Annotated in this window: 24 protein-coding genes; 11 read left to right on the top strand and 13 right to left on the bottom strand. The window is 69.0% G+C overall.

All coding sequences use genetic code 11. From position 1 onward, the window contains the following. Positions 1-8: 8 nt before the first annotated feature. The 5 genes from M8859_RS17400 to M8859_RS17380 are packed head-to-tail and all read right to left on the bottom strand — an operon-like array spanning position 9 to position 2,005. Positions 9-518: a hypothetical protein gene (locus tag M8859_RS17400; protein ID WP_249644543.1), complete on the bottom strand. Its 510-nt coding sequence runs from the start codon at positions 516-518 to the stop codon at positions 9-11. Between the two features lie 21 nt (positions 519-539). Beyond that, a complete protein-coding gene (locus M8859_RS17395) occupies positions 540-980 on the bottom strand; it encodes a hypothetical protein (protein ID WP_249644542.1) in 441 nt (146 codons plus the stop codon). A 25-nt stretch (positions 981-1,005) separates the two neighbouring features. Next, a complete protein-coding gene (locus M8859_RS17390; protein ID WP_249644541.1) occupies positions 1,006-1,215 on the bottom strand; it encodes a hypothetical protein in 210 nt (69 codons plus the stop codon). Between the two features lie 6 nt (positions 1,216-1,221). After that, positions 1,222-1,713, bottom strand: a complete 492-nt coding sequence (locus M8859_RS17385; RefSeq protein ID WP_249644540.1) for a DNA-directed RNA polymerase subunit beta — start codon at positions 1,711-1,713, stop codon at positions 1,222-1,224. After that, positions 1,706-2,005, bottom strand: coding sequence for a hypothetical protein (locus M8859_RS17380; protein WP_249644539.1), 300 nt, complete (start codon positions 2,003-2,005; stop codon positions 1,706-1,708). The genes M8859_RS17385 and M8859_RS17380 overlap by 8 nt, the downstream gene beginning before the upstream one ends. Positions 2,006-2,253: 248 nt before the next feature. Here M8859_RS17380 and M8859_RS17375 point away from each other — a divergent pair, with 248 nt between their 5' ends. Both M8859_RS17375 and M8859_RS17370 read left to right on the top strand, forming a co-directional pair. Next, positions 2,254-3,636, top strand: a complete 1,383-nt coding sequence (locus M8859_RS17375; RefSeq protein WP_249644538.1) for an NsdA family TPR-like regulatory protein — start codon at positions 2,254-2,256, stop codon at positions 3,634-3,636. 15 nt (positions 3,637-3,651) lie between these two features. Next, the gene (locus M8859_RS17370; protein WP_249644537.1) at positions 3,652-4,134 is read left to right on the top strand and encodes a hypothetical protein; all 483 of its coding nucleotides are present in this window, start codon (positions 3,652-3,654) and stop codon (positions 4,132-4,134) included. A gap of 91 nt (positions 4,135-4,225) precedes the next feature. On the opposite strand, the gene cutA is transcribed toward M8859_RS17370, so the two are convergent. Further along, complete coding sequence (gene cutA / locus M8859_RS17365) at positions 4,226-4,558, bottom strand: divalent-cation tolerance protein CutA (RefSeq protein ID WP_159925054.1); 333 nt, start codon at positions 4,556-4,558, stop codon at positions 4,226-4,228. A gap of 148 nt (positions 4,559-4,706) precedes the next feature. Further along, on the bottom strand, positions 4,707-5,345 hold the full coding sequence (locus M8859_RS17360) for a hypothetical protein (RefSeq protein WP_195070326.1): 639 nt from the start codon (positions 5,343-5,345) through the stop codon (positions 4,707-4,709). Positions 5,346-5,409: 64 nt separating this feature from the next. Here M8859_RS17360 and serC point away from each other — a divergent pair, with 64 nt between their 5' ends. The 3 genes from serC to M8859_RS17345 all read left to right on the top strand — a co-directional run bounded on the left by serC (position 5,410) and on the right by M8859_RS17345 (position 8,906). Then, complete coding sequence (serC, locus tag M8859_RS17355; RefSeq protein ID WP_195070325.1) at positions 5,410-6,534, top strand: phosphoserine transaminase; 1,125 nt, start codon at positions 5,410-5,412, stop codon at positions 6,532-6,534. Between the two features lie 212 nt (positions 6,535-6,746). After that, a complete protein-coding gene (gene sepH, locus M8859_RS17350; protein WP_159925060.1) occupies positions 6,747-7,790 on the top strand; it encodes a septation protein SepH in 1,044 nt (347 codons plus the stop codon). A gap of 372 nt (positions 7,791-8,162) precedes the next feature. Then, positions 8,163-8,906: a DUF6928 family protein gene (locus M8859_RS17345; RefSeq protein ID WP_159925062.1), complete on the top strand. Its 744-nt coding sequence runs from the start codon at positions 8,163-8,165 to the stop codon at positions 8,904-8,906. Between the two features lie 29 nt (positions 8,907-8,935). Here the strand turns inward: M8859_RS17345 and M8859_RS17340 are convergent, their stop codons facing one another. After that, the gene (locus M8859_RS17340; RefSeq protein WP_255466171.1) at positions 8,936-9,235 is read right to left on the bottom strand and encodes a DUF2537 domain-containing protein; all 300 of its coding nucleotides are present in this window, start codon (positions 9,233-9,235) and stop codon (positions 8,936-8,938) included. After that, positions 9,232-10,035, bottom strand: a complete 804-nt coding sequence (locus M8859_RS17335; protein ID WP_159925064.1) for a TrmH family RNA methyltransferase — start codon at positions 10,033-10,035, stop codon at positions 9,232-9,234. Before M8859_RS17335 ends, M8859_RS17340 begins: the two co-directional genes overlap by 4 nt. 113 nt (positions 10,036-10,148) lie before the next feature. On the opposite strand from M8859_RS17335, the gene M8859_RS17330 reads away from it, so the two are divergent. The 3 genes from M8859_RS17330 (at position 10,149) to M8859_RS17320 (ending at position 12,299) form a co-directional block, all read left to right on the top strand. Then, positions 10,149-11,351, top strand: a complete 1,203-nt coding sequence (locus M8859_RS17330; protein WP_159925066.1) for a GNAT family N-acetyltransferase — start codon at positions 10,149-10,151, stop codon at positions 11,349-11,351. Positions 11,352-11,424: 73 nt separating this feature from the next. Beyond that, positions 11,425-11,826: a YccF domain-containing protein gene (locus M8859_RS17325; RefSeq protein WP_159925068.1), complete on the top strand. Its 402-nt coding sequence runs from the start codon at positions 11,425-11,427 to the stop codon at positions 11,824-11,826. 233 nt (positions 11,827-12,059) lie between these two features. Then, positions 12,060-12,299: a hypothetical protein gene (locus M8859_RS17320; protein ID WP_159925070.1), complete on the top strand. Its 240-nt coding sequence runs from the start codon at positions 12,060-12,062 to the stop codon at positions 12,297-12,299. Between the two features lie 41 nt (positions 12,300-12,340). Here the strand turns inward: M8859_RS17320 and M8859_RS17315 are convergent, their stop codons facing one another. Beyond that, positions 12,341-12,778 (bottom strand): MarR family winged helix-turn-helix transcriptional regulator, encoded by a 438-nt coding sequence (locus M8859_RS17315; RefSeq protein WP_043686798.1) that lies wholly within the window; start codon positions 12,776-12,778, stop codon positions 12,341-12,343. A gap of 113 nt (positions 12,779-12,891) precedes the next feature. Here M8859_RS17315 and M8859_RS17310 point away from each other — a divergent pair, with 113 nt between their 5' ends. After that, positions 12,892-13,131 carry a DUF2530 domain-containing protein gene (locus tag M8859_RS17310; protein ID WP_159925072.1) on the top strand — a complete coding sequence of 80 codons (240 nt, stop codon included), beginning with the start codon at positions 12,892-12,894 and terminating at the stop codon, positions 13,129-13,131. Between the two features lie 9 nt (positions 13,132-13,140). On the opposite strand, the gene M8859_RS17305 is transcribed toward M8859_RS17310, so the two are convergent. After that, positions 13,141-15,204 (bottom strand): neutral/alkaline ceramidase, encoded by a 2,064-nt coding sequence (locus tag M8859_RS17305; RefSeq protein WP_249644536.1) that lies wholly within the window; start codon positions 15,202-15,204, stop codon positions 13,141-13,143. A gap of 113 nt (positions 15,205-15,317) precedes the next feature. Here M8859_RS17305 and M8859_RS17300 point away from each other — a divergent pair, with 113 nt between their 5' ends. Next, positions 15,318-15,947 carry a TetR/AcrR family transcriptional regulator gene (locus M8859_RS17300; RefSeq protein WP_223520420.1) on the top strand — a complete coding sequence of 210 codons (630 nt, stop codon included), beginning with the start codon at positions 15,318-15,320 and terminating at the stop codon, positions 15,945-15,947. Between the two features lie 6 nt (positions 15,948-15,953). Here the strand turns inward: M8859_RS17300 and M8859_RS17295 are convergent, their stop codons facing one another. Both M8859_RS17295 and M8859_RS37650 read right to left on the bottom strand, forming a co-directional pair. Continuing rightward, on the bottom strand, positions 15,954-18,920 hold the full coding sequence (locus M8859_RS17295; protein WP_249644535.1) for a sacsin N-terminal ATP-binding-like domain-containing protein: 2,967 nt from the start codon (positions 18,918-18,920) through the stop codon (positions 15,954-15,956). Continuing rightward, positions 18,917-20,968, bottom strand: coding sequence for a DUF3027 domain-containing protein (locus M8859_RS37650; protein ID WP_370523796.1), 2,052 nt, complete (start codon positions 20,966-20,968; stop codon positions 18,917-18,919). Before M8859_RS37650 ends, M8859_RS17295 begins: the two co-directional genes overlap by 4 nt. A gap of 17 nt (positions 20,969-20,985) precedes the next feature. On the opposite strand from M8859_RS37650, the gene M8859_RS17285 reads away from it, so the two are divergent. Further along, positions 20,986-21,759 carry a glutaminyl-peptide cyclotransferase gene (locus M8859_RS17285; protein WP_195070321.1) on the top strand — a complete coding sequence of 258 codons (774 nt, stop codon included), beginning with the start codon at positions 20,986-20,988 and terminating at the stop codon, positions 21,757-21,759. The last annotated feature ends 76 nt before the right edge of the window (positions 21,760-21,835 follow it).

Genomic DNA, 21,835 nt, shown 5'->3' with positions numbered 1-21,835 from the left:
GTTCCTGCTCAGGCCACAAGTGGCCCCGCTGCCACCCGTCGGCCGTCGCGGGTGTGCACGTAGACACGTGGGTCTTCGCTTGTCCGTGCCCGAACGATTGCGAAGGCCAGCCCGTCCGTGCTGATGGGTGTGGTCTGCTCGTCCAATTCAGAGGTCACCGACACCCGCACGGCATCCAGTGCAGCGAGCCCGGTGACCGCGAACCAGCTTTCGTCTTGGGGTGTGCCGTCAGGATTGGGGAGGGTGAACAGCTTGGCCGACTTTCGGTGCAGCGGCCGGTGGTTCGGGGTGCGTTCCGCACGGGGGCCGTCGGGTCGGGGAGAACCGGTGATCATGCTCGGCGCGATCCAATGCCCATGATCAAGCCGCACGAAGCTGACGTACCGCCCTCGCTCACCGTCAATGAGCACCGCGACGACCTCATCCCTGACGATGACGCTGACCGGGGTGAGAGCGCGGTCAGCGCCCGACAATGCATCAATCGCCACGGTGACCGCTGCATGGTCCAGTGCGCCCATTGGCGTGCCCTTCCGTTCAGGTCAGCACAGAGCCCCGATGGTAATGCTGTCGTCGTACTCCCGGTCCCAGTTGCCGTGGAACGCGGACATGGTCGCCTTGGTGTGGAACTGGTAGAGGATTCCCGCCGTCGAGCACGACGCGCTGTAGAGCGTTTCGACATCCGGATCGATGGTGTCGTCGTTGCGCTCGGAATGCACATGATATTTGCCGTCTGCCGGGTCGTATCGGTACAGCTTCGTGTTGACGCTCCTCAATGAGGGCCTGCCGGTGCAGTGCACCTTGAACCCGAAATTGATGGAGGCGATGCTTCCCGCGCCGGTCTTGTACGGCGGGATAGCGCTGATGAAGCACACCACATCCTCCTTCGCGGTGTGGTCGGGTTCGGCGTGTGCGATTGTGGCTGTGCCGAGCACCAGTGTGCTGGTGAGCAGGGCAGCGCGGATCGCAATGGCGATGGTCATTGTTCTTTCCCGTTCCGGCGGTGTATTACCACTCATTCCTGGACTGTTCGTACTGGTAGCGGACCTGCATCCACAGTTCGCGCGGTATCAGGTCGATGCACTCGGCCAGCGTCGGCGGCGACCGGAACGTGGTCGAACCGTGCGGGTGCCGGACGTGCAGCACACGGACCACACCCGCGTCGACCTGCCACACCACCGCCACCCCATCAAGTTCCGTTGTGCGCGGGCTGCCCATCGGGCGCTACCGCCTGGGCCGGGTTGGCACGCAGTCGCGGATTGCGCCGATCACCGCCAGCGCGGACGGACGATACGAATCACGCGGGGCCTGCGCCCACACTCGGAACCGCGCGCCCACACCGTCGGCGGGCGACGGCAAAGCGATCTGCGCACCGATCGGGGCGAGAGTCGCGTTGAGCCGGAACAGCTCTGAGAACAGCGGCATATCGCCGGGGATATCCGGCACCACCAGGAACGTCCACCGCTTCGAACGGGGGTGCGAAATGATCGGCCCGGCCGGGCCGCCGAGCTTCCGCATCCGGATCTTCACTATCGCGCCGAGCTGCGCGGGAACGGTGATCGCGCCAACACTCCCCGATCGCAGGGAGATTCGGCCCATGGACGGCTCGATCCGCACGGGCAATCCGCACACCTCCCGGTAGAAGCGGCACCGTGCCGTGGGAGTCTCCAGCACCAGCGTGGCGTCGTCGGCGAGCACCGTCGTCGGCCTATTCATCGCGGCCACCACCGGGCCACCGCATGCGGTTTATGCCGGTAGCCAGACCGAGGGTGATCAGGTACTGGTTCGGGACGTCGTGGCGGTCATCGAGGACGGCGGCTCCCACCCACTTGCAGGGGCCGGGAATATTGCGGTCGTGCGGGCCGAGATACCCGGACGGCGTGATCGGGGCCAGACGTAGGCAGTTCCAAGTATTCGGGCATCGCACCCGCGACAGCGGCCCATACGGCGTGCCGTCCGTTGTTTCCCACTGCCCCACCTCGGACAGCCGGAACTTCGCCTCTCCCATTCTCGCGCCGCTCCCATCATCATCGATTGGAAGGCACCCGGCGCAGGGGATTTCACTCGGCAAGTTGGGTGACAAAGCCGGTGGTATGCCCGGATGAGGTAACGAGTTCACCCCGCGCCGGGGCCGTAACCAACATCGCGTCCGCACAGGCGCATCGGAAGGCACACGCGGTCTACGCTGGGCTAACTCCCGGTCTACTCCGGTCTACTTGCGATATACGCACATACGGCAGGGGGCGAATGTTGGGTATGCAGGTCACATGGACCGGTGCGCAGGCAACGGCATTGCGGGTCGCACTGGGGCTCACGCAGAAGCGGTTCGCCGAGAAATCAGGTATCGGGCTGTCCACGGTGAAGAAATGGGCCGCGCTCGGTCACGCGATCACGCTCAGCGAGAGAACCGTGAGCGACGTGATGGGGATGCTGGAGCGCGCCACCCCGCAGCAGCGGGCGCGGTTCGCCGAAGCCACCATGTTGCCCCTATCGTCGGGAGGCACTGCCGATACGGCCGGGGTCCAGTGGGTTCCCGGCGTGTGGACGGCCGCGGCGACCACGGTCGCCGACGACCTCGCCAGGGAGGATCTGATGTTTGATCGCCGCCAGCTCAGCCGGGCTCTGCTCGGTGTCGTGGTCGGCGCACCGTTGCTCGAACCGATAGAGCGGTGGCTGGCGCAGGACAGCGTGCCGATGGTGTCAGGCCGCAGCCGCCCCGGAATCGGACTGCAAGAAGTCGAGGCGCTGGAGAATGCGGCCCGTGTGTTCCGAACGTGGGACGACCAGCACGGCGGCGGCTTGCGCCGCAAGGCCGTAGTCGGGCAGCTTGCCGAAGTGAACGAACTGCTCGGCGAGGCGCACCCGACGGAGATCCGGCGGCGACTGGCGGGCACCATGGCCCAGCTCGCCGAGACCGCAGCGATGATGTCGTGGGACTCCGGCGAGCAACATCTCGCGCAACGCTATTACGCGCTGGCAGTACGCTCCGCTCGCGAAGCCGACGACCCAGCGTTCTGCGCGGTGGTGCTCGCGGGAATGGCCCGCCAACTGCTCTCGCTCCACCAGCCCGGCGACGCGCTGGAACTGGTACGGCTGGCGCAGGAGTATTCAGCTGGGCGCCTCACCCCGGCGGCAGAGGCAATGCTGTACACGCGGGAGGCGTGGGCCTACGCGAAGCTGGAACGGCCGACCGCGTTCCGCCGAACCTGCGACAAGGCGCGCAGCGCGTTGGCCGGTGGTGACCGGACTGAAGACCCGCACTGGATCCGCTACTTTGATGCCGCAGAGCTGGCGGGCACGATCGGCGGGCGGCTGCTCGAACTCGCGCGACGGGACCCGAGCTATGCGGGTGAGGCCGCAGAGCAGATCGGGCAGGCAATCGCCCTGCGCGACCCGAACCGGCGACGGTCGGCGGCTTTGGATCAGCTGAACATGGTCGAAGCCCGCCTGATCGAGGGCGAACTCGAGGAGGCGTGCCGGATTGGGCGCGCCGCACTGGAGGTGGCCAAGCAGACCGCCTCGGATCGAGTCGCGCAGAAGCTCACCCGGGTGTACAACCGCACCGGAGATTTCGTCAGGGAGCGTGCGGTAGTCGATCTGCGGGAGCGGATGCGGCCGCTGGTCACCGCGACAGCGTAGGGAGCGAATAAACCCATGGTGCGGATCGGCGTGACCGGGCACATGAACATCACCGAGGACACTCAGTCTCTGGTGTACACCGCGATCCGGGATCTGCTCGCCGCGACTCCGGATGGCGGAGCGGTGGTCGGGGTGAGCTGCATCGCCCGCGGTGCAGATTCGGTGTTCGCTCGAGCTGTCCTCGACGCTGGTGGGCAGCTCGAGGTGGTGTTGCCGTCGCGGAACTACCGGGAAGCAAAGGTGAAGCCCGATCACGCCGAACTGTTCGATGACCTCGTACAGCGGGCGGTCTCGGTCCGAGTGATGGACTTCGATGAGGCGGGCCGTGAAGCGTATGAGGCGGCGAACGCGGCGGTCGTCGGTTCAGTAGACCGGCTGGTCGCGGTGTGGGATGCGGAGGACGGACAGCAGGGCGGGACCGGCTCCGTGGTAGCACTGGCCCGCGCGGCACGCGTGCCAGTGGATGTGGTGTGGCCCGCTGGCGCGGCCCGAGGCTGATGACCGGTAGTGCGAATCCATGTCCGCCGCCGGCGGGGCAGAGTCGCCCGCGATGCCACACCCATCGCCGCATGAGCCGCCGCGCAAGTTCCTATTCCAGCGCGCTTGTAGAGCGCTCCACCCAGTCCGCGTAATCGTCGGAGCACCATTCGATGGGCTGGCCGGTCAGCTCCGGGTTGTCCCACGGATGCAGTTCCTTGATTCTGGCGGCGAGCTTGTCCCGGGTCGCGGTCAAGGTGCGCAGTTCGACGCGCCACTCCTGGCCTTCACCCAACTCGCCGAGATGTCGGAACACCGACCTGATCGGCCCGGTAATGAACGCACCCGCCGCCAACTTCTCCGATACCGCGGCGCGGGCGATGGATTGGGCAGCGTCTTCGGTGGGTGTGGTTGTCGTCACGGACCACACACTCGAGGTTGCCATCCCGACAGCCTAGGGAACCCGCCCGCCGCCGACGCGCGGGCGCGTCCGGCTCGCACACCATCCGGCGGGCGTGATCGCGGCGCTGCGCGAGCTGCGCGCCATGGGTTTCACCTTCGCGCACCGACAGGCGCTCGCGTTCGCTGACGGTTCACTCCTCGAGCGAGGCGGCCCAGTCGACGGCGACCGTCTCGCCGCGGTCGACCTCGAAGAAGGCGACCTCCAAATGCCGGCCCAGGTCCACGAGGCTGAGGGCGTGCAGCGGCACCGGCTGGACCAGCCGGACCCGCCACGGCTTGGCTTCGTCCCAGGCGCGCAGTTCGAGGTCCAGGCGCAGCACCGGGTCGTCGCGACCGGAGTAGTCGGCCGCGACCGGTGCGGCGGCGAGCACGGTGGCGTCGGCGCGGCGGCCGTCGGCGAGGATCTTGGCGATGCTCGCCCGGCCGGATTCGTCGAGATCGGGCACGTACAGCACCAGGCGATCGCGGTCGTCGGGGTCCACCCGGCAGCACACGACGTCGCCCGGCCCCATCCATTCCAGGTCGGTGTCGGCCACCCGCTGCCGCACCCGGCTCTCGTAAGGGAACTCACCGGGCAGTTGCACCCGGACCCAGAACACGTGCCCGGGTTCGGTACGCCGCGGACGCACGCCGAGGATCGTCGCGGTCCCCGCTTCCCCGCGGATCAGCAGTTCCCGCCGCGTCACGTCGGAGACCGTCGCGCCGCGCAGCCGGAAATTCCGTGCCCGCTCGCGCAGACGCCACCCCGAGTTAGCTGACCGCATGCCCATGGGCGCTTACGTTAGCCGGAGTGTGGGCGCTGCCACAGTCACACCACCGACTACCCTGTTCGCCATGACCTCTGCGTTTCCGACCATTCCCGACGATCTCAAGCCCGCCGACGGACGGTTCGGTTGCGGCCCCTCGAAGGTGCGCCCGGAGCAGCTGCAGTCGCTGGTGAACGTCGGCGCCTCGGTGTTCGGAACCTCGCATCGGCAGAAGCCGGTCAAGGATGTGGTGGCGCGTGTGCGCTCCGGTCTGCGCGATCTGTTCGGCCTGCCGGACGGCTACGAGGTGGTGCTCGGCAACGGCGGCACCACCGCGTTCTGGGACGCCGCGGCGTTCGGCCTGGTGCGGGAACGTTCGCTGCACCTGACCAACGGTGAGTTCAGCTCGAAGTTCGCCGCCGTGACCAAGGGCAACCCGTTCATCGGCGACCCGATCGTGGTCTCGGCTGAGCCGGGCAGCGCGCCGGAGCCGGTGTCGGACCCGTCGGCGGACCTGATCGGCTGGGCGCACAACGAGACCTCCACCGGCGTCGCCATCCCGGTGCAGCGTCCGGCGGGGTCGGAGCACGCGCTCGTCGCCATCGACGCCACCTCCGGCGCGGGCGGCCTCCCGGTGACCATCACCGACGCCGACGTCTACTACTTCGCGCCGCAGAAGTGCTTCGCCTCCGACGGTGGCCTGTGGGTAGCGCTGATGAGCCCGGCCGCGCTGGCCCGGGTCGAGGAGATCAAGGCCTCGGGTCGCTGGACGCCCGATTTCCTGTCGCTGCCGATCGCGATCGACAACAGCACCAAGGACCAGACCTACAACACCCCGGCGCTGGGCACCCTGCTGCTGTTCGCCGACCAGATCGAGTGGCTCAACGGCAACGGCGGTCTGGATTGGGCGGTCAAGCGGACGCTGGACTCCTCGTCGCGGCTGTACTCGTGGGCCGAGTCCAGCGAGTACGCCATCCCGTACGTCGCGGACCCGGCGCACCGCTCGCAGGTGGTCGGCACCATCGACTTCGCCGACTCGGTCGACGCGGCCGCGGTGGCGAAGATCCTGCGCGCCAACGGCATCGTTGACACCGAGCCGTACCGCAAACTGGGCCGTAATCAGCTGCGCATCGGCATGTTCCCGGCGATCGATCCCGACGACGTGAGTCAGCTGACCCGCTCCATCGACTGGGTCGTGCAGAATCTCGGCTGACCGCCGCGCATTTCGGCCCTCGACGGCGGCAACACGCCCGGGATCGACACGCCGCTGAATTAGGTTCAGCGGATCGAACAGAGCAGATTAGCGGGGCGCGGAGATCTCTTCGGAGATTTCCGTGCCGCGTGTCCTGCCCCATGAATCTCAGATGTGCACTACTGTTTCGTAAAGTGGGCGGTGTCGCGAGTCGACGCGATAAGGAGGTAACGGTGCGTGAACTTCGAGTGATCGGGGTGACGCCCGACTCCACGCACATCGTGTGTATCGACACCGAGTCCGGTCAGAAGTTCCGGCTGCCCGCCGACGACAAACTACGAGCCGCCGCGCGCGGAGACCTTGCCCGATTCGGCCAGATAGAGATCGAAATGGAAGCAACTATGCGTCCCCGAGATATCCAGGCCCGTATTCGCGCTGGAGCCTCCGTGGAACAGGTCACCGAGGAATCCGGAATGCCGGCCAGTCGTGTCGAGCGTTTCGCCTATCCGGTGTTGCTGGAGCGAGCCCGCGCCGCCGAACTCGCCCAGAAAGCCCACCCGGTCCGCCCCGACGGTCCGGCCGTCGACACCCTCATCGATGTGGTCACCGCCGCGTTCACCGCGCGCGGGCACAACATCGAGGGCGCCGAATGGGACGCCTGGAAAGACGAGAAGGGTTTCTGGGTCGCCCAGTTGCAGTGGCAGAACGGGCGATCCGAGATCGCCGCGCACTGGCGCTACCAGCCGGACGCACACGGCGGCTCGGTCTCCCCGCTCGACGATCCGGCCTCCGATCTCATCGATCCGGATTTCGGGCGCGCACTGCGCGGTCTGGCGACGATCCAGCCTCCCGAACCAGAGCCGGTCGCGCCGCAGCCGGAGCCGGTGGCCGAACCGCGTCCCGCCCCGGCCGCGCCGCCCGCACGCACCGCCGGCCGGCAGAGCCAGCCCACGCTGGACGAGTACTACGAGCAGCGCGCCGTCGCTGCCGGTGGCAGCGCCGCGGCGATCCCGGCGGCCAACGGCGCGACGCCCGCCAACGGCAACGCGGCTCCGACCGCGGCCAACGCGGTGCCCGCCAACGGCGCCGCGACAGCCACCACCCCCGTCGCCGAGACCAGTGCGCCCGTGCCCGCCGCACAGGCTCCCGCCACCACCGAGGAGCCCGCGAAGCCCGCGGCCAAAGCTCCGGCGAAGCCCAGTCGCAGCAAGCGCGGTAAGGCCCCGATGCCGTCCTGGGAGGACGTGTTGCTCGGGGTGCGCAGCTCGGGTCACTAGCGCGCTCGTCGCATCTGGGTGCTTCACCCTACGAAGTGAGGGCGCGGGATTCGCGTACAGGTCCTGCGTCAGGTGCCGCCTCAGGTTTGAGGGTTCCCGGTGAATTACTTATGTGCTCGGGAATCAGTTGTCGCGATCGATCGCCCATGCGCGATGGAACCATTCCCTACACCGGCGCGGAAACCGGTGGGCGCGTCGCGTATTCGCGGTGCGAAGCCGTACCGAGGCCGGTGCGGGGCGAGTAAGTTTTCGGTGTGGTCGACGACGTGCGTCGGCGCCGAGCAGGTCACCTCACCGGTGCGCCGGTCGGCGCCACCGTGCGTCGCTCGAAGTTCGCGGAGTCGATTCGTGCAACTGTCGGGAGGTGCCGGAATGCTGTCCAAGGCTTCGTCGCTCTGGTACGTCGACGCACCCGACCCCGTGGCGGTACTGCGCGCGAACCACGATCCGGATCCCGCGGCCGCACTGGCGCTGGCGAAACAACTGCACGAAGACCGTGACGTGCAGCCGCTCATGATCGGTACGCTGGCCGGATGCGCGGGCCCGGACACCGCCGCGGTGTCCATCGGCTGCTTTCCCGGTGTGACGGTGCTGTGCTCGGCTCAGGCCACCCGCATCCACCCGACCGAACTCCCGGAATTGCTGGTGCGCCCGCTGGCCTCCGAGCACACCTATCTGGTGTCGTTCGACACCGAGCACGGCTGGGGAGCGTTCGCCCACTGGGAGCGCGGCGAGTTCCGTAGATCGTTCAGCTCCACCCGGGTGAACATCCTGGAGGACGAGGGACTTCCGCTGGTGTGGGAGCGGCCGTACTGGGCGGGCGAGCATCCGGTGCGCTGGCGCGCGGGCGAACTGCCCGACCCCCAGTCGCTGCCCTTCGATCCGCCCGACTTCGCCGACGCCGCCAACGACGAATGGCTCGGCTTCCACTACCGCGCGGCGGCGACGCCGGGCGCGATCGGGCCGGGTGACATCCCGATCTGCGGATTCGCGCTGCACCCGAAGGGGAAGATGCCCGACTCGATGATTCGCGGCCCAGCCGAGGGCGGGCCGCATTCGGCCCGGCGCAGGCGCGGCTTGCTCGGCTGGCTGCGCGGGCACGACCCCGTCTCCTAGGCGCGTCGCAGTGAGCCTGGGCGGCCAGGCTAGGCGGCGAATCCGCCGAGCAACAGCACGACCCATCCCAGCAGCACGCCCGCCGCGCCGCCGCCGATGATCCACCGCGTCACCGGGGCGAAACGCCAGCGCCACGCGGTGGGCGCGGCGCCGCCGACCGCGATCAGATTCACCGCCACCGCGAGCAGTGGATGTACTTCGGCCAGCGCGGCCCCGAAGGAATACACCGCCATCGCGGCCAACAGCGCCACCATGGTCGCCACGGTGAGGCCCGCGCCCCACGGAGTCGGGTCCTGGTAGGACGGATACGGTCGAAACGGTCCGGTCACGCGGTCCTCACCCGCTCGTAGAACGCCATCGCCGCCGCGGTAGCGACATTGAGCGAATCGGTGCCGGGCGTCATGGGAATGCGAGCGCGGACGTCGGTGGCTCGCATCGCCTCCTCGGTCAGCCCTGGCCCTTCGGCCCCGAGCAACAATGCCACCCGCTCCCCCGTCATCGCCGCGGCCAGATTCGCCGCCGCCGGGTCGGGAGTGAGCGCGATGATCTGGAAACCCTTGCGCCGCAGTATATCCAGACCGCCCGGCCAATCCGGCACGGACGCGAACGGAACCCGCAGCACATGTCCCATCGATACCCGGACGGCGCGGCGGTACAACGGGTCGGCGCAGCGATCGCCGAACAGGATCGCGTCGGCCCCCAGTCCGGCCGCGTTGCGGAACATGGCACCGAGATTCTCGTGGTCGTTGACGCCTTCGAGCACCGCGACGGTGCGCGCCCGCTCGATCACCTCGTGCATGCCGAGTTCGGTGGGACGGGTAGCGATGGCCAGCACGCCGCGGTTGAGGTGGAAACCGACCACCTCGGCCATCACCTCGGCCGTCGCGCGGTAGTACGGCACGTCGACGCCCAGCAAGTCGTCGGCGAGCTCGACGCGCCTGCGCTCCACGCCGAGCAGCGCGGCAGGCGCGAAACGGGAATCGAGCATCCGCTGGACCACCACGACGCCCTCGGCGATCACCAGCCCCTTGCGCCCGGGGAGATCGGGCCTGCGGTCGGCCGACTTGAGATCGCGGAAGTCGTCGACCCTGGGGTCGGAGGGGTCATCGATATCGATCACTTCGGCCACCGCTCCATCCTGCCGGGCGGTCGCGACCGGGTCCGAATCGGTGGTTCGCCAGGCAGTCGCGGGCGCCGGAAAATCCGGTGCGGACAGGCGGGTGAACGTGGAATGGTCGAAGCATGACGCTGCCTGGAATCACGATCCGGTCGGCCACCGAGGACGACGGGCCCGCGATCATGACGCTGGTGGAGACCTCGTTCGGCACCCGCTACGATCCCGCCGAGCTGGAGCGGATACCGCTGCTGTTCCCTCCCGAGAACTCGATCGTGGCGGTCGAGGGCGGGCAGGTCGTCGGGCACTCGCAAGCCACCACCCTCACGGTGACGGTGCCCGGCGAGCGGACCGTGCAGGTGTGCGGCATCGCGGGCGTCGGTGTGGCGCCGACGCACCGGCGGCGCGGCATTCTGCGCGCCATGTACACCGAGCAGCACCGGCGCGTCGAGGCCGCCGGATTGCCCCTGACCATGTTCACCGCGAGCGAGGGCGGTATCTACGGCCGGTTCGGCTACGGGCCCGCGACGCGGGAGAACGCCGTCGGCATCGATCGTCGATTCGCCGCATTCCTTCCGTCGGCGCCGGATCCCGGCGGCGTCACGCTGCGTGCGCCGGGCGACCTGCGCGCGGCGGCGGAGACGATTTACGACCGCTGGCGCAGGCTGGTGCCCGGCGCGCAGGTACGTCCGGCGGCGGCCTGGGACATCGTGTTCGACGATCCGGAGCGTTTCCGGGAGGGTGGCAGCACCCTGTTCGGATTCCTGCACGCCGACGGCTACGCCCTCTACCGATTCCACGCGGACGGCAGAGCGCGAACGGTCGAGGTCGTCGAACTGCGGACAGTCACCGCCGAGGCGCACGCGGCGCTGTGGCGAGCCCTGCTCGGGCTCGATCTGGTCGAGCGGGTGGACGCCGTGCTCACCGACCACGACCCACTGCCCTATCTGCTGACCGATCCCCGGTTGGTGCGCACCACCGCCCGCTACGACGGACTGTGGCTTCGCCTGATGGACGTTCCCGCCGCCCTGACCGCCCGGGCTTACGCGAGCGACCTGGACGTGGTGCTCGAGGTGACCGACCCTTTCCGCGACGCGGGCGGCACGTTCGCCCTGCGTGTGCGCGACGGACAGGCGGAGTGCGCACCCACCGACCGTGCCGCTGATATCGAACTGGGCATCGACGTGCTCGGCAGCATGTATCTCGGCGCGTATCCCGCGCGGGTGTTCGCCGCGGCGAACCGGCTGCGGGGCAAGGATTCGGCGCACATGCGTGCGCTCGACGACGCCTTCCGCGCGGAGCGGGACCCGATGCTCGGCTGGTTCTTCTGACCCGCGCGCATCGCGTCCCGCCGCCGGGAAAGAAGGAATGCCCGAATCGGCGGGCGGCTGGCATGCTGGAGTCATGAAGCCGATTCAGTTGGTTCTCAACATCCTGTGGCTGGTCTTCGCCGGGTTCTGGCTGGCACTCGGCTACATCGCCGCCGGGATCATCTGCTTCATCCTCATCATCACGATCCCCTTCGGTATCGCGTCGTTCCGGATCGCCGCCTACGTGCTGTGGCCGTTCGGGCGGACCACGGTGGAGAAGCCGGGGGCGGGCGCGGGCTCGCTGATCGGCAACATCATCTGGTTCATCGTGGCGGGCTGGTGGCTGGCGCTGGGCCACCTGCTCACCAGCATCCCGCTGTTCGTCTCGATCATCGGCATCCCGTTCGGCTGGGCCAACTTGAAGTTCATTCCGATTTCCCTGTTCCCACTGGGGCGGGACATCGTGGACAGCGATCAACCGTTCGGTGCGCGGTAGGCGGACTTCGGCCCGGCCGGATGGGCCTGCGTGGCTTCGGGTCTCGTCGTGACCGCAAGGTCGCGAAACCGTGGGCGAATGTGCTGCGGTTTCGCGATCCTCATGTGATCTGCATCACAGACTGTTAACGAAATCACACCCTCGTGCGAAAGTTAGCTAGAAGGTAACTGATAGATCCAGTGCCCTGCGCGCCCCGATCGGGCGCCGAGCCGACCGCACAGGAGGGCTCCACCATGACCGACCGCACCGCCCGCCGGGCCGACTCGGACACCGCGCCGCTCGCGCCGATCGCGGTGGTTCTGGGACTGCTGGGGCTCGTCGCCGCAGGCACTCAGCTCACCAATCTGCCGAGGTGGGCCGAGGATTATGGCGTACTGGTCTATCCGGCTTTCGTCCTCTGCCTGATGATCGCGGGCCGCCTGCTGTGGTGGGGTGCCGGGATCATCGCCCGGCTCGACCGGCCACACCGCTGATCCGTGCGCCGTCGGCGGCGTGGACGCCGAATTCCACTGCGCTACTCGGACTCCGCGACGATCTGCTTCATGATCGCCACCGCGCGGGTGAGCACGACGAGCTGCTCCTCGGTGAGTGTGGACAGCTGCTCGGTCATCCACGCCTCACGGGCGCTGGCTTCGTCGGCGATGAGCGCTCGGCCCGCCGGGGACAGCGAGACGATGATCTGACGGCCGTCGGTCGGATGCGGATTGCGCTCCACCAGATCGAGGTCGGTGAGCGAAGCGATGACCCGCGTCATCGAGGGGGGCTGGACACGTTCCTTCGCCGCGAGCGCGCCCGGGGTCATCGCGCCCTCCCGCGCGAGGGTGGCGAGGGCCGAAAGCTGGGTCAGCGAGATCTGCGAGTCGGCACGACGGCCGCGCAGGTGCCGCGTCAGTCGAACGACCGCCAGCGAGAGCTCGCCAGCAAGGGCTCTGACATCCGATGGCGTTGTCACAGTGGCAAACGATACGGGACCACGCGCCGCAGGTCGCGGGTTCGGGCCGCTGCGCGACCACCTCGCGTCGGCTCGCACCGGCTTGCTCCGGCGGGGCCGATTAGGCTGAGCCCGTGACGCAGAATGTCCCGCAGCTTCCGCCGCGCCTGACCGATCCGCGCCCCGTGCTCGCGGTCGGCAGCGCGCTGTGGCTGATCGCCACCGTGGTGGTGTGGGCGGGTGGCGACCGGTGGGCGTCGGCTCGACCGATTTGCCTGATGGGGCTGGTGGTCGGACTGATCGCCCTCGTGATCTATCTGGTTCAGCGCCGCGGCGCACGACGCGGGGACAAGGGCGCGCAGACCGGTTTGTAGCCGACCGGGTTACGGGGGGCCTACTTCGAATTCGTCGGTCGTGCCGGTGAACGGGTGCAGCGAGCCGTCGGAATCCAGACGACTCGCGTAGTGCCGGAAGCGATAGTGTCCCGGCTCGGCGTCGAGCGGGATATCCCAGGTGAATCGGGCCACCGACTCGGCGAGCCCGCGCTTGCTCCAGTGGAACCGCACCGCCCACTCGCCCTCGTTGGCCACCCGCGCCCATTCGCCGGAGCCATTCCTGCGCTGCACCTCGAGGAATGTCCCGTTGCGGCGGGTGTCGTGTTTCGGATGCGCCGAGACGAATTCGGCCACCACCCGCCCACCACGGTCGTATGACGGATGCGGCTGCACCAGCACGTCGCCGAAGCCGCGCCCCGGCGGCGCCGCGTCCGGACCGGCGCCCGACTGCAAGTTCGGCTGTAGATGGGACACATCGCGGGGTGCGGGGCCGCGCGGCACCTGTCTGCGGTGGGCGAACTCCGTGGCCAGACGGGTGAACTCCTGCTGATAGGCGCACAGCGTGTAGCGGCCGAACAGCGTCGACGCGCCCTCGTACTGCTGCGAGTCGTATTCCTCTGGAGTGGTGACGTACTCGTGATAAGCGTTCGCGTAGCCCTGCATGAGCACCTGCTCCAGCGGGACGTTCAGCGCCGCGGCGACCGCGCGGCGTACGCGTAACCCGGCCGTGATGGTGAATTCGCCTCCGGCGGCAGCCAAATAGAGCTCGCCGACGCGAACGAGCTGGATCGGCAGGACGTTCGGCACCCACGCCACCGGAGGCAGCAGACCGAGCGGCACCGCGATCGCTTTCGGCGCCTGCGCGTCCGCCAGCCAAGTCGGCGCGGGCTGGGCCGGGTCGCCGAGCGCCGCGAGAAGTGGATTGCGCACACCCTCCGGAATCGGGCCGCCGGGCAGGCCCGGACCGTCCTCGACGCTGCCCGCGATCAGCGAAACGCCTGCCGCGGCCGGCGCGGTGCGACGGGGCAGGCCATCCGGCGTGAAACGGCCGTCCACGGCGATATCGGCCAGGTCGATGTAACAGAGCATCCCGTCGACCGGTCCGGAGATCGATCGCGCGCTGGCCGCGGCGTCTTTCGACGCCGCGTACTGCCGCTCACCCAGGATGCGAGTGTTGTCGAACTCGTCCTCGGTGGGGCCGGAGCCCGGACGCAGGTTCAGGTTCGGGGACATGTCACCGGCGTTGGTCTGCGCGAAGGCCGCGACGAACGCTGGTTCACCGTCCAGGTAGCGCACGCCGTGCTCGATGTGCTCGGCGGAGAACGAGGCGTAACCCTTGTTGTCCGAGCTGATCAGCCGGTTCGTGTTGGTCATGGAGGTGTTGTGGGTGGCGAACCAGGTGATGGTGCCGACCATCCGCCCGCCCTTGCGCAGGACGAGCGTGGTCACGGCGGGATCCATGGCATCCGGGAAATGCTGTTTGTCCGCAGGGGGATTGAGTTCCCAGGCCACCCGCGAGCGGTTCACGCTCGCGTCGTGCAGCTCGGTGCGGCCGAGCGCGAGCGAGCCGGGGCCGAGATCGGCGTGCGCGGCGACGATCGCCTCGACGATCCCGTTCACCTCGGCGTCGTACACCTGCTGCTGAAAACCGAGGATCGACAGGTTGTAGGCGTAGTCGTGGCTGGAGCCGCCGCAGGTCGCGTGCGAATGCGTGGAGGTGAGCAGGACGTTCTGCTCGGTGTACAGATCGCCGAAGCGCCGCGCCAATTCGGCCAGCACGCCGCGGTGCACGGACTGGAAGATCATCCCGTTCTCGGCGACCGCGAAGACGATCCGCCGCCCCGCGAAGCCGATGACGAACGCCCTCGCCCGCGGGCGCAGATGGATGCCCGCGGTCTGCTGCTCCAGCTGGGAGTAGCCCATCATCCCGCATTCGGCGGCCGGGCCGGTGATGTCGGAGAGCCCGACGCCGATCTCATAACCGCCGGTACCCGGATCAGCGACCGCCGCGGGTACGCCGAGCGCGCCGCTCATTCCGGGCACCGTCGCGGCCGCGAGTGTTGCGGAACCGATCGCGGTCCGGGCCAGAACAGTTCTGCGCGACACCGGCATACCCGTCTCCCTTCGTCCCGTTGCAGGGAACCACACAGCTGGTCACTCGTCCAGTCCAAATTTTTCCGCCCTGCGAATTGACTGCGCGGGCCGTGAGCGCTTAACTCCCTTGGGTGTCCTCCCGATTGAGCGTCGAAGAACGACGGGCCCACCTTATCGAGGCCGCGATCGGCCTTGCCGAGAAAAAGGGCGTTGCGGGCGTGACCACGCGCGATGTCGCCCAGGCGGCCGGTGTCTCGCTCGGTGTGGTGCATTACTGTTTCGAAAACAAGGACGCGCTGATGACCGAGCTGGTCAAAGCGTTGTCGATGGAATTACGCGATTCCGTCGACGCGAACGAAACGGTATGGCAGGACGTCGGAAGTGGAAAAGAAGCCCTTCAAAAATTGATCCGCGCCGGGTTGGAACTCATGTGGCTGAACATTGAAGCCACTCCGGAACGGCAGCTGCTCACTTACGAAACGACTACTTACGCGCTGCGCGAAGGCGAACAAACTCCGGCGAAACTCGCGATCGCGCGCGAGCAGTACAACTTCAACGACTCCACCGTCGCCGACATCCTGGAGCACGCGCGCGACGCGACCGGCACCAGCTGGTCGGTCCCGGTGCAGGCACTGAGCCGGTTCACACTCAACGTCATCGACGGTGTGGTGCTGCGCTGGCTGGTGGACGACGACAGCGAGAGCGTGCGCGGGCAGCTGGATCTGCTCAGCGAAATGCTCACCGGATACGCGGCGCAGTAGCCCCGCTCAGCGGCGCGGGTGCGGGGCCTGCACGTGCAGAGCCGAGCCGGTCCGCCACCAGGGCACCGCCACCGTGGCCTCGATCGCGCCGCTCAGGCGCACCGTCAGGTCGTGGTGCACCACCAGCTCGCCCGCATACGGGGGCAAGTCGAACATCAGGCGCAACACGATACCCAGTGGTTCCGCCGCCCACGTGGTGCGGCGACCCGTTTCCATCACCTCGGCGGTGACGGACTCGGATACCAGCGGCAGGTCGAGCAAAGCCGCTAGGGCCGAAGCTGTTTCGGTGTCGCCCGCCACCAATCGGTCGGGCGGTATCGCCAAGCCGAACCACGGGTGGTCGAGAACGAACGCGTCACCAGGATCGACCACGGCGCCGGTGAGGGCTCGCACGCGATCGGGTGGTTCCAGGTCGGCGAGATCGAGCAGACCCCCGGAGACGGCCGCCGCCAGGCGAGCGTGCGTGCGCGAAACGATTTCCGGCGAGGGTGTTCTCGACGGGTCCGCGAGCGCGTCCAGCAGCGCGGCGGCCAGCTCTTCGGTGATCGTCTCGGGGTCGGCGAGCAGTGCCCGACAAGCGTCGGGGTCGACGCCGGGCACCGTGAACGCCGGTAACAGCTCCTCGAACTCGATGTCGGCGGGATGGCGGAACAGTCCCAGCGCGGTGCTGTCGACCCTGGCGTATCTGCGCAGCCACCACGCGGTGTAGCCATCGGCGTCGGCGAGCAGGCGGCGGGTGCGTGGCGTCGCGGCCAACTGCCGCAACGCTTCCGGCCAGGCGGCGTCATCGATCAGGTCGAGGTCGCGGACGGCGACCAGCTCCGGCGGATCGTCCGGCAGCGTGGCCCACCAGTGTTCCTCGTCGTCCAGGTCGTGGTCCGGACCGGTCGGATCGGCCTCGGCGATCACACCGAAATCCCAACCGACGCCGACGGCGCGCAACGCGTCCACGCCGTAGCGCTCCACCAATTCCGGGTCGAGGGTGCCGAACGGCGCGTCGGGCACGAGCAGGTCGCGCAGCGGCGCCCCGGGCAGCAGCAGTTCGTCGGCGGACCGCGATCCGCCCTCGCTGTCGGGCAATTCGAGCAGCCCGAGCCAGGAAGGCAGCGCCTCCGGCGCGGCATGCGCGGCGAGACGCAGGATGGCATCGGCGGTGTCGGGGTCGCCCGGGTGGTCCTCCAGCTCGGCGTGCAAGGCGGGGTCGGTCAACAGGTCCTCGGCGGTGGCCGACCGCGCGCCCAGCCGAGCCAGCAGGGGATGCGCGGCTTCCGGATGCACCAGCCTGGCCCAGTGCACCGGGATGGCGACCTCGAGCTGATCGTCCAGCACCACGGTGCGCGGACCGGTGACGAGTCTGCCGTCTGCCAGCGGAACGGCCAGCGCGCCCAGCTCTTCGGCTGCGAGCGGATCCTCCACGAACGGCTCCAGCGCGGCGTAGAACGACCGCCACCAACTCGGCGGCCGCTCCAGCCCGCCGGACAATTCCGCGAGCCGGGCCAACCCGAGCCGGTGCACATCCAGCACGCCCATGGCCTCGGTGTGCGCCCGTCCGGAGAGATCCGGAAGAACCAATGGGCCGACTACATCCGCGAGCAGGGCGGCCAATTCCGCAGTCAAACCGGTGAAGGCGTACGCGCGGGTGGGGACGGCGACGCCCAGGGGCGCAGACGATGCGCCGGCGTGATCGAAATCGCTGAGCGGTTCGTCCGGCAATGCACCGGATTCGCTGCCCGACACCGAAACCGGTGTGCTGCTGTAGGCGTCGGCTTGCGCGGTGGCCCAGACCGCATTCGACTCGGTGCCGATACCGGCGGTCGGCGCCTCGTGTGGCTCGGCGTCTGCCGAACCCCGCTGGGAAGCGTGCCGGTGGTCTGCGATGACGGGAAGCCAAGGACGCGATCGCAGCTCGCGCACGAGCGCTTCACGCAGCAGACCGTCGGCCTCGCTTCTGGCGAACCCGGGCGTGGGAACGAGCACGAGCCGGTCGCGCGGCGGAAGAGCGCGAGCGAAATCCGCGTAGCCGTCCGCCAGCTCGGCGAGCCGGGCGCCGGGCAGCAACCTGCGGCGATCCGGCTGCATGGGGATATCGGCGATGAGCAGCGCGGGCAGGGACAGTTCCTCGTCCGACCTGGTCGGCGCCCGCAGCACGTCGGGAGCGGCCGCCACCGGCCTGCCGTCGCGGACCGGCAGCAGCCAGCGGACACGCGGCGTGCGGTATTGCCACCAGGTGCGCTGTTGACTGCCTGGGCCGTCGACATAGACCTCGTGCATGCCGTCGCCCATGTCCTCCGCACTGCTGACGAATTCGTCCGAGCCGATGCGGATGCGGTGCAGGGCGGGCAGTTCCAACAGCAGGTCTACGGCTTCGGCACGCATCGCGGTCAGCAGCGCGTCGGCGTCGATGTCCGGGTGTAGGCGCAGCACCACCTCGGTGTCGAGCCCGGCGGCCGGTCGTGTCTCGGTCGGCCAGGCCAACCGCAGAACGGGAGGGACGAATTCACCCGTGTCGACGGCAGGAGGCCGGATCTCGATCCGGCTCAGCGCTTCCCTGGTTCTGGCGCGGGAGAAGCTCAGCGATCCGGTGACCGACCGCAGCTGGATGTCCTCGCTCACCGCGAGCACCGCGGTGAATCCGACGCCGAACCGGCCGACGGTGCCGTCGCCGGATTTCCCGGACGCGCGCAGGGCGGTGAGGGCGTGCACGCCGGAGACGTCCAGCGGCGCACCGGTATTGCCGATGTGCAGATCTCGACCGTCGAGCCGGACGACGAGGTCGCCCGCCACGCCCGCCTTGCGCGCGGCGTCGGCGGCGTTCTGCGCCAGCTCGGTCAGCAACCGATCGCGGTAGCCGGCGCGCACCAAGTCGTGCTCGGTGGCGGCATCCTCACGCAACCGCGTCGGCGAATCACGCCATGCCGCGAGCACCGCCGCACGCAGCGCCGAAGTGCCGAACGGATCGGCGGCCTCGGTCAATTCCGCGGCGATGACTGGAACTCCGGCCGCGCCTCGGGGTCCGGCTCGCCGTCACCGGGGCCCGGGAGAGTCGGGTCCTGTGCCTCGTTCGCGTTCGCCCCGGTCACGTCTGAGGCGGCTGCGGGCGACTCGGCGGGGTGTGACACCGACGAATCCGATACCGCCGCTGCGGGCTCAGCCGATTTCGACTGCGCGCCGGGCTCGGCCGCGCCAACCGCCGGAGTGCCCTGCGTCTGGCCTGCCGCGTGTATCGAATCCGCTTCGGCCTCCGACTGGGCGGAGTCGCTTGCTGCGGAGACCTCCGGAGCATCGGCAGTGTCACGCTCCGGGACGGTGTGGGCCTCGTCCTCAGCCACGCTCGGGGCGCTCTGGGCGGAACCTACGGACCCGGCCTCGGCTGCCATCTTCTCGACGCTCTTCGGTTCAGCGAGGGAGCCCGCGGGCGGCGTCTCGCGCACGGCAGCGGTATCACTCGATGCGGTGACGACGGCGGCGGAATCGAGTTCGCCTACCTCGGCGGTGGGTACGGCGTCGATTGCCCGCCCGGGTCCATCCACTTCAGCGGCCGAAGTGTCCGCGCCGCCGGCATGCTGGGCGGCATCGGTCGCGTTCGGAACCTCGCCGGTGTTCTCCGTCGCCACGTCACCTTCGACAGCCGCGGTCCCGATAAGGGCAGCGTCCTCGATGCTTCCCGAGTCCTCGGCAGCCGCGACTTCCGGGGCGACAGCAGCATCTTCGACACCAGCAACGTCCCCGGTGACCGCACCGCCTTCAGCGATCCCCCCGTTCTCGACAGCCGCGACGTCTCGGGCGATGGAAGCATCCTGTGCAACAGCAGCATTCTCGGTAACCGCACCGCCTTCAGCGATACCCCTGTCCTCGACAGCCGCGACGTTTCGGACGATGGCAGCGTCCTCGGCAACAGCAGCATTTTCGGCAACCGCAGAGTCCTCAGCGATACCCGCACCCGCGACATCCGAGGTGGCAGCAGCGCCCTCAACGCCGCCCTCCGCGATCCCCGTGCCTTCGGCAGCCGCGACATCCGGGGCGATCACGGCGTCCTCGGCACCGGCAACGCCTCCGCCCTCGGCGATCCCGGCGTTCTCGGCGGCGGCGACATCCGGGGCGGCAGCGCCCTCGGCGCCAACGACATCCTCAGCGGCCACGGCGTCCACGCGGACCTCTGCGGTTTCCGACTTCTCGACGGTCGCGGGCGTATCAACCGCCTCGATCGGACTCCGATCCGGGCCCGTGGACGTCGACGACCCGGCGGAATCCCGCGCGTCGGCGCGTTTCCCGCCGGTGCCGAGCGAGATCACCTCGATGGCCGCGTCGTCGTATGCCTCGTGCAACGGGGAGCCACCGCCGGTGGGGACCTCGGTGTCCGAATGCGCGCCACAGCCGTAGGCGACGTGGACGACGTGCCCGTCGGCGCCCATCGCGTTGCCGCAGACGCCGAACGCGGCCCGCAGCGATCCGGCCAGCGGCAGGTAGAACCCGCAGCTACCGCAGGTGGCCGGGGCGGCCTTGGCCATCTCCGAATCGGGGCCGTATTCGGCGTACCAGCGCTCGGCGGCCTCTTGGCGGCCTTCCCTGCTCATCACCTTGGTGCGGCCCAGGCCGACCTGGTAGGCGACTTCGTCCACCACCGGATCGCCGGTCGCGACATAGCCCGGCACCAGGCGCGGGTCGTCGGCGGGCGGGGCGAGCAGGTCGCCGGGGGCGAGGTCGCCGGGGCGAACTCGCTGCTCCCATGGCACGAACTCGGGGGCGACCAAGGCGTCGGGCCCGGGCAGCAACGCGGACTCGCTGACCGTCGCCCGGTCGGCGCCGGGCGGGGCGGCCACCACGACAGCCCACTGCCACCCGCGATAGCCGGGCAGCGTGGCCTCGAACCGGTGGGTCGCCGCGCTCTCGTCCTCGGGCGTCACGCCGAGGTGCGCGCCGACGCCCGATGGTTCCAACTCCACGAGCGCACGGCGGGCCAAATCGACGGCATCGGCCAGAATCGGCCGCACGCCGGACTCCGAAACAGAAACTGCGCTCACGGCCTACATTTTGCCGTATGGAGCGCAATCGGCGTTCGTTGGCCATCGGTGTGCTGGTCGGTCTGCTCCTCTCGAGCGGATGTGGCAGCCCCGAGGACACGACACCCAGGATGAACATCGAGGTGGTCAGCACCAGGCCGCACGATCCGACGGCGTTCACCCAGGGCTTGGAAATCGACGGCGACGTCCTCTACGAGGGCACCGGTCTGGCGGGCGCGTCACGCGTGCGCGCCTCCCGGCTGGCGACGGGTGAGGAACTGGCCGAGGCCGCGTTGCCCGCGCCGTACTTCGGCGAGGGCATCACCGTCGCCGGGGCGACGCTCTGGCAGCTGACCTGGCACGACGGCGTCGCCATCGCCCGAGATCCGGCTACCTTGGCCGAGCGCGGCCGGGTGAGCTACGACGGCGAAGGCTGGGGCCTGTGCGCCATGGGTGAACGACTGGTCATGAGCGACGGCACCGACCGGCTCTCCTTCCGCGATCCGGTCACCTTCGCACCCGTCGGCTCGGTCGAGCTGACCAGCCGCAACGACGCGCGCCTCAACGAACTCGAATGCGCGTCGGACGGAACGGTCTACGCCAACGACTGGCCCACCGACACGATCCTGCGGATAGAACCGGACTCCGGCACGGTGCTCGCGGCCGCCGACGCCGCCGGTCTGCTCCCGGCGACCGCGCGGGCAGGCGCCGACGCCCTCAACGGCATCGCCCAACTGCCCGGCACCGACCGATTCCTCATCACGGGCAAGAACTGGCCGACCATATTCGAGGTCCGCTTCACACCCGCCTGAGCGCGATCCCCGAGCGCGACCACGGTCGCTTCCCGCCGCCCCGGAGCGCGAGTGAACGCCCAGCACGGGAGTACGC

The organism is Nocardia sputi (assembly GCF_023501985.1).
The sequence above is the reverse complement of the archived record's forward strand: the minus strand, read 5'-3'. Positions and strand labels throughout refer to the sequence as shown.